We start from the raw sequence: 9,548 nt of genomic DNA on the forward strand, positions 1-9,548 counted from the left end.
ATGAAGAAAACTATTACAAGAGAACTAAAAAAAATGAGTGCCATCATTTCAATAGTATTGATGGTTTCCTGTGATTCAGAGCCAAAACAAAACAAAACAATAGTGAAGGTTGAAAACGGAGAAATGACTTCGATAACCGGAACCCGAAAAATCAGTGGCATCTATCCGCACCTAACAACCTATGCCCACGCAAGAGCAGATGGCACCTATGGCTCTGGAGAAGAATGTGGCATTGGAGCCATGGCTATTTGGAACAACAAATTGTATGTGGTCAATTATGCGGCACACAGGCCACAGGGCAGTGAGCACAAACTCTATATCATTGATAAGGACAAGAATATGGAGGTTTTTGAGGGTAGCATTGGTGGCACCCCAGCGTGCAGAATGGTGCATAAAGAATCGAACCAACTACTCATTGGGCCATATGTTATTGACGGTACGGGAAATATAAGAGTCATTCCCATAAAAAATATGGAAGGGCGTTTAACGGCCATTGCACGTCATCTAAAAGACCCTGAAAATCTAGTCTATTATTATGATATGGAAGGGATGTTGTATGAAGTCAATGTATATTCACTAGCCGTTAAAAAACTATTTCAAGATCCTTTGCCAGGTTGGCACGGAAAAGGAGCATATACCAGTCAAGGAAAACTGGTACTTGCCAACAACGGCGAGCACGCCAACGAAGGAAGGGTAACTACCGATACGGACGATTGGGATAGCGAACATTACCAATGGGTGGACACATGGAAAATAGGCAAGGAGGGGGTCTTTGGACCAGAAAATCTGGGAGCTTTAGCTGAATTTGATGGGGATAATTTTAAACTGATAGAACGAAAACAATTTACAGATGTCACTACCAAGAACGGCATTAATGCGGTACCAAATGATACCTCGCCATTATGGGCCATGGGTTGGGACAAAAAAGCAGTTCAATTAAAAGTATTGGATAAGGGTAAATGGCACACCTACTTATTGCCTAAAGCCACATATAATAACGATCCGCCACATGGTTGGTTTACAGAATGGCCTAGAATAAGGGAGGTAGGAAACGATAGAATGCTTATGGACATGCACGGAATGTTCTATGATTTCCCCAACACATTTTCTGCATCCAATACTTCGGGAATCAAACCTATAGGTTCACATTTAAGGTATATTCCCGACTTTTTATTTTGGAATAATCAAATCGTATTGGCAACCGATGAGACCAGTATACAAGGAAACCCCTTGGCAGGACAACCACAATCCAATCTGTGGTTTGGCAGTTACGAAGAACTTTCCAATTGGGGGCCTTCAAGTGCATACGGAGCTATATGGCTGAATGAGGAAGTGAAAGCGGATGATTCGTCCAAACCGTTTTTAATAGCGGATTTTGACAACCGAATGGTACACCTAAAAAACCATGGTAAAAATGCTATAACAATCACCTTTGAAATCGACTCGAAAGGCAATAATAATTGGGAAACATATAAAACTATCCAAATAAAACCAGGAGCTTACCGGTACTATATTTTTGATAAAGATTTAAAAGCGGAATGGATTCGACTATCTTCAAATACAGCTTCAAAACTAACCGCGGCATTTCATTTTACAGATGATGATTCAAAACATTCATCAGAAGAAAGAGATTTGTTTTCAGGCTTGGCAGATATTACTTATGAAGGCGAAGTAAACCATGCCATGCTATACAGTAATAAGACGGATTTCAATTTAAGTGTCTATTCGAGAGAAATAGCAAACAAGTCGTTCAAAACAACCAAAGGACAAGAATTTACCAAGTTTGATTTCGAATTTGTAGAAGGTATAAAGGACAGTACCTCAAAAAGAGCTCTTAACTTAAAATCTATTTGGTTCGAAGACAAGGCTTCCGTGGTGTTGGAAACCAAAATGGGTAGATTGAGATTGCCTAAAGGGCACAGCAATTATACTTCAAAATTTCCATCCAGTGCCGTGCGAAGTGTAAGAGAGGTGGAATCCGAAAGAGAACTGGCCAATATAGCAGGTACTTTTTATGAATTACCGCTCTTTAAAGTAGGCGAAGAGCCCTTGTATGATATGATGCGGCCCATTTCCACGCACAACAAGCAAATTTCAGACTACAATACATGGAACGGATTACTGGTTTTAAGCGGTGTAAAACGCCATACACCGGCATCTGAACATATTTATAGCTCAGAAGATGGAAATACAAGTTTATGGTTTGGAGGTATTGACGATATATGGAATTTTGGGAAACCAGTAGGAGAAGGAGGCCCGTGGAAAGATACACAAATAAAGGGCAATGAATTATCAGATAGATATTTGATGACAGGCTATCATAAAAAATCGTTGCGACTAGAGACTGACAAGGATGTACAATTTACCTTGCTTATTCATGTTAATCACTACTTACGGGAACCTATGATATGGAAAACTTTCGATGTAAAAGCTAATGAACCTGTGAGTTATGAATTCCCTGAAGGGTTTAGTGCCCATTGGATTCAGTTGAAAGCAGATAAAGATTGCAAGGCAACAGCCTGGCTAGTTTATAGATGATCGAAAGAAACGCACAGTTCGAATAACCCATTGCAAAAACGCCACTTATTTGCTTTTGGAAAGCGATTCAAAATTGGCCCTATTTTGGGGTTCAGGGCGCGATTGAGTCCCAGACCATAACTGGGGCGGCTCAGGTATGATTGGCTTACAGGAAATGGTACTGCAGACTGATGGTAACGACATACGGGTACTACCCGCATGGCCCGAAGAATGGCAAGTCGATTTTAAATTATATGCACCTCATAATACGGTTGTGAGCGCAAACTATTACAAGAATATTAATAAAATGGATATTTTTCCTGGTCACAGAAAAGAGGATGTAATCAAGGAAGGTTCAAAAATAAATAAAACCACAATGAAAACAAATACAGTCAAAAAATCAAGTCATTTGAGGAACAAAAATCTATTATTTGGAGGCATCCTATTTCTCTTGGTCACTCAAGCCTGCTATACACAAAACTACGTTTTTGGTGCAGATTTATCTTTTGCAAAACAAGCTAAAGAGAATGGATTTGAATTTAAAGAAGATGGCGCAGAGAAACCTTTTCTAGAAATCTTTAAGGAACATGGATATAACTGGATCAGATTACGATTATTTCACAACCCTAATATAGGTCAATATAATTTGCCTAATGATCTAGATTATACCATTCAACTGGCAAAAGAAGCAAAAAAGCAGGGCTTTAAATTTTTATTGGATTATCATTATTCAGATACTTGGGCAGACCTGGCAAAGCAGTATACACCTAAAGCTTGGGAAGGAAAAACAGGTGAGGAGCTAGTAAAAGAAGTTTTTGAGTATACAAAAACTACGATGCTCGCTTTTCGCGATGCAGGTGTGTTTCCTGATATGGTGCAGGTTGGTAACGAAATCAGTAATGGGATGTTATGGCCATTTGGTAAATTACCGGAAAACTGGGATGGTTTTGCAGCCTTGCTGCAATCGGGAATTAACGGCGTTTATGCTAGTTGCGGTAACAACCCTTGCCCAGAAATCATGATTCATATTGACAAAGGGGGCGATAAGGACTTTACTAAATACTTTTTTGACAAGATTGAAACTTATGGTATAAAGTTCGATGTGATAGGTCAGTCTTACTATCCATGGTGGCATGGTAGTTTACTGGACTTTAGGGAATGCCTAAATTTTACAGCCAATACATATCAAAAAGATATTGTTGTTGTGGAGGTAGCTTATAATTATGCGCGGCAGGAGTATAAGGACAAAAAAGCACCTTTTCCTGAAACACCACAAGGGCAAAAAGAATTTTTGGAAGCTGTAAATAAAATAATTTTAAATGTGTCCGATGGCAGAGGAAAAGGTCTGTTCTGGTGGGAACCTGCAGCACCCAATAAAGGATTCTCAACAAGAACCTTTTTTTCCCCTGAAGGAGATGTAATGCCTGCAATTACAGTGTTTGATAAATACGTAAGGTATTAAGATGAGACACATTTTAATCATAATAATTGTTTTATTCAGTATTGGTTGTAAGCACAATAAAAGAGAATCAAAACACGAAGAAGAAGTAATTTCAAAACCCAATATCATCATTATTTATGCAGACGATTTAGGGTATGGTGATTTAGGGTGTTATGGAGCCAAGGGTGTTGAGACCCCCAATATTGATAGGTTAGCAAAAAAAGGCATTAGATTTACAGATGCCCATTCTACGGCAGCCACCTGTACACCATCTAGGTATTCCTTATTGACAGGAAGTTATGCCTTTCGGAATAAAGCACAGGTTTTGGCTGGCGATGCCCCCTTATTAATTGCACAAGGGAAGCAAACCTTACCAGGCATGTTGCGAAAGGCAGGTTTTAAGACTGGGGTCGTGGGCAAATGGCATCTGGGCTTGGGAGATGGCAATATCAATTGGAACGAAGCCATAGAGCCTGGCCCAAAAGAGGTAGGCTTTGATTACAGTTTTTTAATTCCCGCCACTGGTGATAGAGTTCCCGCTGTATTTGTAGAAAATCAAAAAGTGGTAAACCTGAATCCTAATAACCCTATTAAGGTAAGTTATATAGAAGATTTAGGTGTCTTACCAACTGGAAAAAACGCTCCTGAACTATTAAAACAAAAAGCTGACCTGCATCATAGCGGAACAATTATCAATGGAATAAGTAGAATAGGTTCTATGAGTGGCGGTAAAGAGGCTTGGTGGGTAGACGAAGAACTACCTAATGTTTTGGTACATAAAGCAAAGTCATTCATTGTGCAGAATAAAACTCGGTCGTTTTTTTTGTATCTATCCTACCATGATATTCACGTACCAAGAGTTCCAAATAACCGTTTTGCGGGCAAAAGTGCTATGGGGGTTCGTGGTGATGCAATTGCACAAATGGATTGGTGTACTGGTGAAATTATAAAGCATCTGGAAAAGCTGGGACTAGATAAAAACACCTTAGTATTGTTTTCTAGTGATAATGGGCCTGTTTTAAATGACGGTTACGAAGATGAGGCGGTCGAAAAATTAGGGGACCACAAACCTGGTGGCCCTTTTAACGGTGGAAAATACAGTGTCTTAGAAGCGGGCACCCGTATGCCCACAATAGCTTATTGGCCTTCTGTAATACAATCGGGAGTATCTGAAGCATTGTGGTCTCAGGTAGACATCTATGCCTCCTTGGCAAAAATAGTAAACTACCAATTGACAGATACAGAAGCATTAGATAGCTGGGATATGTCAGAAGTAATTTTGGGCAAATCGAGAGAAGGCAGGGAACTATTGCTTGAAGAATCCTTTGTATTGGCACTTCGTAAAAATAACTGGAAATATATACCTCCACTAAAAGGTAGATTTCCAAATTGGGTCTATGAAAAAGGAATTAATCCGGGCGTATCGGGCAACCCTCAACTATATGACCTTTCAAAAGATATTGGCGAGAAAAATAATTTGGCAGAACAGTATCCTGAAAGAGTTCAAGAGCTAAAATTGTTATTAAGTGAAATTAGAACTAATAATGGTACTAGGAAATTTAGTGAGACAAATTAATATTCCTCAGATAATCAAGACTTAAATGTGTAAAAAGAACATATTGTTTATTTTAATGCTAACATTTTGTTTTACTGAATGTAAGCACACTAATGCCATAAATGAGGTCACAGCCATGGTAGAAAATGGAAAAACAACTGCAACTGCGGAAACTCTTGAAATCAACAGAATCCATCCACACTTAAACATCTATGCTCAAGGAAGAAATAATAATTCCTACGATTTTGGAGAAGAATGTGGAAGTGGCATTTCCATTATAGTAACGGGTTCATTTATTCTAAACAAACAATGAAAAAAGAATTATTTAAAGAAGTTCAAGACAGTTTTAAAAAACATTTTAATTCGAAGCCTTTATTAGTGTTTTCTCCAGGAAGAATAAACTTGATCGGTGAACATACAGATTATAATGATGGTTTTGTATTTCCCGCTGCCATTAATAAAGGAATAGCGTTAGCTATTCAAAAAAGTCATTTGGGAATGAGCCAAGTTTATGCATTAAACAAAGAGGAAATGCATGAATTTAACTTATCTAAAATTAAACCTATGAAAAGAGGTGGTTGGAAAAATTACGTTATTGGAGTCGTAGCCGAGATTCAGAAACTAGGAATGAAACTTAAAAATTTCAATATAGTATTTGCGGGAGACATTCCAGGAGGTGCTGGTATGTCTTCTTCAGCAGCTTTAGAAAATAGTGTCGTTTTCGGTTTGAATGAATTATTTCAGTTGGGTTTAACCAAACACGTAATGATTTTAATATCGCAGAAAGCGGAACATCATTATGTAGGTGTGAAATGTGGTATTATGGATCAGTACGCGAGCATGTTTGGTAAAAAAAACAATGTTTTACTTTTAGATTGCAGAACCGTTGACTCTACACCTTTTGCGATTAATTTTAAGAATTACGAATTGATGTTAATTAATACAAATGTAAAACATAGTTTATCAGATAGTGCATATAATGATAGACGTTCAGTATGCGAAAGTATTTCAAAGATGTTAGATGTTAAAGCTTTGCGAGATGTTTCAGAAGTAGGTTTACTTAAAATAGAAAATCAAGTTTCAGAAGAAAACTATCGAAAAGCATTATTTGTAATACAAGAAAACGAAAGAGTAATTAAAGCGAAAAAAGCCATACAAGAAGATGATTTAATAACACTAGGAAAATTGTTGTATGAATCCCATCATGGATTACAAACACAATACAAAGTGAGTTGTATTGAATTAGATTTTCTTGTTGAACAAGCAAAACTTAAAAAGTATGTTCTGGGTGCTAGAATGATGGGAGGTGGCTTTGGTGGCTGTACTATTAATTTAATTGAAAAGAGCAAATCAGATTCTTTTAAATCATTTATTACCAAAGCCTATAAAAATAAATTTGGGGATGACTGTTCTATTTACTCTATAGAACTTTCCAATGGAACGCACTTAATTAAATAATAAACTGATTGTTATAAAATGAATACGGACTTACAAGATTATTCGCATAAACGCTTTAATATACTTACTGGAGAATGGGTATTGGTATCTCCCCATCGAGCTAAAAGACCATGGCAGGGACAGAATGAGAAATTGTCAACAATAAATAGACCCTCTCATGATGATATGTGTTATTTATGTGCTAGAAACACAAGAATTAATGGTGAGATAAATCCAGATTACAAAGATGTATTTGTATTTACAAATGATTTTGCGGCACTTCAAAATAATTCTAAATCGCTTAACGTAAATGATGGATTGCTAAAAGCACAAAGTGAGCAAGGTATCTGTAAAGTAATATGCTTCAGTCCAGACCACTCCAAAAGTTTAGCAGATATGAACCCTAAGGAGATAACAAAGGTTGTTGAGACTTGGCAGGCAGAATTTAAAAACTTAGGTTCTATTAAAGGAATAAATTATGTTCAAATATTTGAAAATAAGGGTGCTGTGATGGGATGTAGTAATCCACATCCTCATGGGCAAATTTGGAGTCAATCAACCCTACCTAATGAAGTAGAAAAAAAAAATATGCAGCAATTAAACTACTATAATAAAACCAAAAGTAGTCTTTTAGGAGATTATACGTCACAAGAATTAGTTAAGCAAGAGCGTATTATTTTTGAGAATGATTCGTTTGTTGTACTCGTTCCTTTTTGGGCCATTTGGCCTTTTGAAACCATGATTGTGCCAAAAAAGGCTCAAAATAATATTTTAGAAATGACTAAAATTGAAGCTAGTCTTTTTGCAAAAGCCATTTCAGGACTTACTAAAACTTATGATAAACTATTTAACTGTTCATTTCCATATTCAAGTGGTATACATCAATCACCTACTAATGGAAAAGAGAATAAGCACTGGCATTGGCACATGAGCTTTTATCCACCCCTTTTAAGAAGTGCAACGGTAAAAAAGTTTATGGTCGGATATGAAATGTTCGGCATGCCTCAACGAGATATTACTGCCGAAGTAGTTGCGACAACTTTGAAGAACATATGTAGAAAATAATTTAACTTTTATCAACGAACCAACATACTCCCCTACTTAATTTTAAAAAAGGGTAAGAATATGTTATATTCAGAAATTATAATTAAATTCAATAAGCAGTTAATTGAAATTAAAAAAGACTTTCCAAAATACTTAGATCAGGCAAATATCGGTCGCGTTCTTTGTACAAAAACACTTAGCAAGTTACAAAAGTTCATCCAAAAGAATGGATTTAAAAATTCAGATTTAGAAATTCATTTTTTTAAAAATGAGAAGGTACTACCAATGAGTAACCTTATTTATTTTACAGAACTACGCTCATGTGAATTACGCTTACCAAAAATTGGAAAACAAGAGCAAAAAGAGTTTCTTCTAAATCAAATTTATAAGGTCAATCATTTCTTTGATAGAAATACAGATTTCTCTTTATACATGGAACAAGGATTAATCCATTTTGACGAACATTATTTTACCCGCAAATACGCCGAAAACGGACTGCTTGTTAAAAGTTATCCTTATTATAAAGACCCTATATTTAATACATCTCATGATGGAGTTTGGGCACGTTTAAAAGGTATGCTGTTATATGCACAATATCTACAGAATAAAATTGAAATTTCGGATAGGGTAACAACGATAAGAAATGGGACAAGTTTAGAATGGACAGGAACGTATGCCGCATTTATAGAAATGATATATGGTCTTCAAGCACTTGGATATTTTAACAGTGGAAATAAAGAATTGTATCAAGTTATTGAATCATTGGGGAATTTTCTAAATGTTCCTAAGGGTAATTCTTCTCGCACATATAATGAATTAAAATCCCGAAAAGGTTCTCGCATCAAATTCTTTAAAGAGGCTGGGCAAAAGTTATTGAAAAAGATGGATGATGAAGATGCCATTTAACCTCGAAAAAACCGAACTCGGTTCACACTCTGTTTTTAAAAAATAAATACTATTTGAATTAATCTAGTATTACATTAATTTCTGTTTAGAAGTCAAATTGCCATAAAAATCAATAAAAAATAGAAATGTTAAAATAGTACCGAACTCGGTTCAGACTCTGATGAAATCTCATCAAACTGCTTCAGATTTGCAGAACGAAACACAAAATAAATCAAAAACACGTTCTACAAATGGTAGCAACAATTATTACTACAGAAGAGCTTCATGAGTTCAAACTTGAACTTTTAGATGAAATTAAAATTCTATTAAAGAATAATGTTCAGCATCAACCTAAGAAGTGGATGAAATCCGCTGAGGTAAGAAAATTCTTAGGAATATCTCCGGGTACTTTACAAAACTTCCGCATAAACGGTACCATCCCCTTTACAAGATTAGGAGGGGTACTTTATTATGATTACGAGGATATATCTAAAACGCTAGAAAAAAACAGAAGTAACAATTCTTAACAATGAACTATATCAAACTGTTATACCATTTCTGATTTAAAAATACTCAAAAAATGTTTTAGTGTATAATTGATAACTGGTGATAGATTTTATAAGTTCAGGAGTTAGTTGGTTTACCATCTCAGTAATTTTATCTTGTAGC

At 36.1% G+C, this 9,548-nt stretch carries 8 protein-coding genes; all 8 read left to right on the plus strand.

What is annotated here, in order from left to right:
- The 8 genes from UMM65_RS13810 (at position 1) to UMM65_RS13845 (ending at position 9,406) form a co-directional block, all read left to right on the plus strand.
- On the plus strand, positions 1-2,538 hold the full coding sequence (locus tag UMM65_RS13810; protein ID WP_321977325.1) for a hypothetical protein: 2,538 nt from the start codon (positions 1-3) through the stop codon (positions 2,536-2,538).
- 136 nt (positions 2,539-2,674) lie between these two features.
- Positions 2,675-3,979: a glycoside hydrolase family 53 protein gene (locus UMM65_RS13815; protein ID WP_321977327.1), complete on the plus strand. Its 1,305-nt coding sequence runs from the start codon at positions 2,675-2,677 to the stop codon at positions 3,977-3,979.
- 1 nt (position 3,980) lies between these two features.
- Positions 3,981-5,534, plus strand: coding sequence for a sulfatase family protein (locus tag UMM65_RS13820; protein ID WP_321977329.1), 1,554 nt, complete (start codon positions 3,981-3,983; stop codon positions 5,532-5,534).
- 25 nt (positions 5,535-5,559) lie between these two features.
- Positions 5,560-5,826 carry a hypothetical protein gene (locus UMM65_RS13825; protein ID WP_321977331.1) on the plus strand — a complete coding sequence of 89 codons (267 nt, stop codon included), beginning with the start codon at positions 5,560-5,562 and terminating at the stop codon, positions 5,824-5,826.
- Positions 5,823-6,971 carry a galactokinase gene (gene galK, locus UMM65_RS13830; protein ID WP_321977333.1) on the plus strand — a complete coding sequence of 383 codons (1,149 nt, stop codon included), beginning with the start codon at positions 5,823-5,825 and terminating at the stop codon, positions 6,969-6,971. The genes UMM65_RS13825 and galK overlap by 4 nt, the downstream gene beginning before the upstream one ends.
- A gap of 18 nt (positions 6,972-6,989) precedes the next feature.
- On the plus strand, positions 6,990-8,015 hold the full coding sequence (locus UMM65_RS13835) for a UDP-glucose--hexose-1-phosphate uridylyltransferase (RefSeq protein ID WP_321977335.1): 1,026 nt from the start codon (positions 6,990-6,992) through the stop codon (positions 8,013-8,015).
- A 60-nt stretch (positions 8,016-8,075) separates the two neighbouring features.
- On the plus strand, positions 8,076-8,900 hold the full coding sequence (locus tag UMM65_RS13840) for an RteC domain-containing protein (RefSeq protein WP_321977336.1): 825 nt from the start codon (positions 8,076-8,078) through the stop codon (positions 8,898-8,900).
- Between the two features lie 230 nt (positions 8,901-9,130).
- Positions 9,131-9,406, plus strand: a complete 276-nt coding sequence (locus UMM65_RS13845) for a helix-turn-helix domain-containing protein (RefSeq protein ID WP_321977338.1) — start codon at positions 9,131-9,133, stop codon at positions 9,404-9,406.
- Positions 9,407-9,548: the final 142 nt, after the last annotated feature.

The sequence above is a fragment of the Aureibaculum koreense genome (assembly GCF_034296135.1).
Lineage (GTDB): Bacteria > Bacteroidota > Bacteroidia > Flavobacteriales > Flavobacteriaceae > Aureibaculum.

Excerpts from the sequence above, each read along its gene's own strand:
- UMM65_RS13810 (WP_321977325.1), top strand. The coding sequence starts at position 1 with ATGAAGAAAACTATTACAAGAGAACTAAAAAAAATGAGTGCCATCATT.
- UMM65_RS13845 (WP_321977338.1), top strand. The coding sequence starts at position 9,131 with ATGGTAGCAACAATTATTACTACAGAAGAGCTTCATGAGTTCAAACTT.
- UMM65_RS13835 (WP_321977335.1), top strand. The coding sequence starts at position 6,990 with ATGAATACGGACTTACAAGATTATTCGCATAAACGCTTTAATATACTT.
- galK (WP_321977333.1), top strand. The coding sequence starts at position 5,823 with ATGAAAAAAGAATTATTTAAAGAAGTTCAAGACAGTTTTAAAAAACAT.
- UMM65_RS13825 (WP_321977331.1), top strand. The coding sequence starts at position 5,560 with ATGTGTAAAAAGAACATATTGTTTATTTTAATGCTAACATTTTGTTTT.
- UMM65_RS13815 (WP_321977327.1), top strand. The coding sequence starts at position 2,675 with ATGATTGGCTTACAGGAAATGGTACTGCAGACTGATGGTAACGACATA.
- UMM65_RS13820 (WP_321977329.1), top strand. The coding sequence starts at position 3,981 with ATGAGACACATTTTAATCATAATAATTGTTTTATTCAGTATTGGTTGT.
- UMM65_RS13840 (WP_321977336.1), top strand. The coding sequence starts at position 8,076 with ATGTTATATTCAGAAATTATAATTAAATTCAATAAGCAGTTAATTGAA.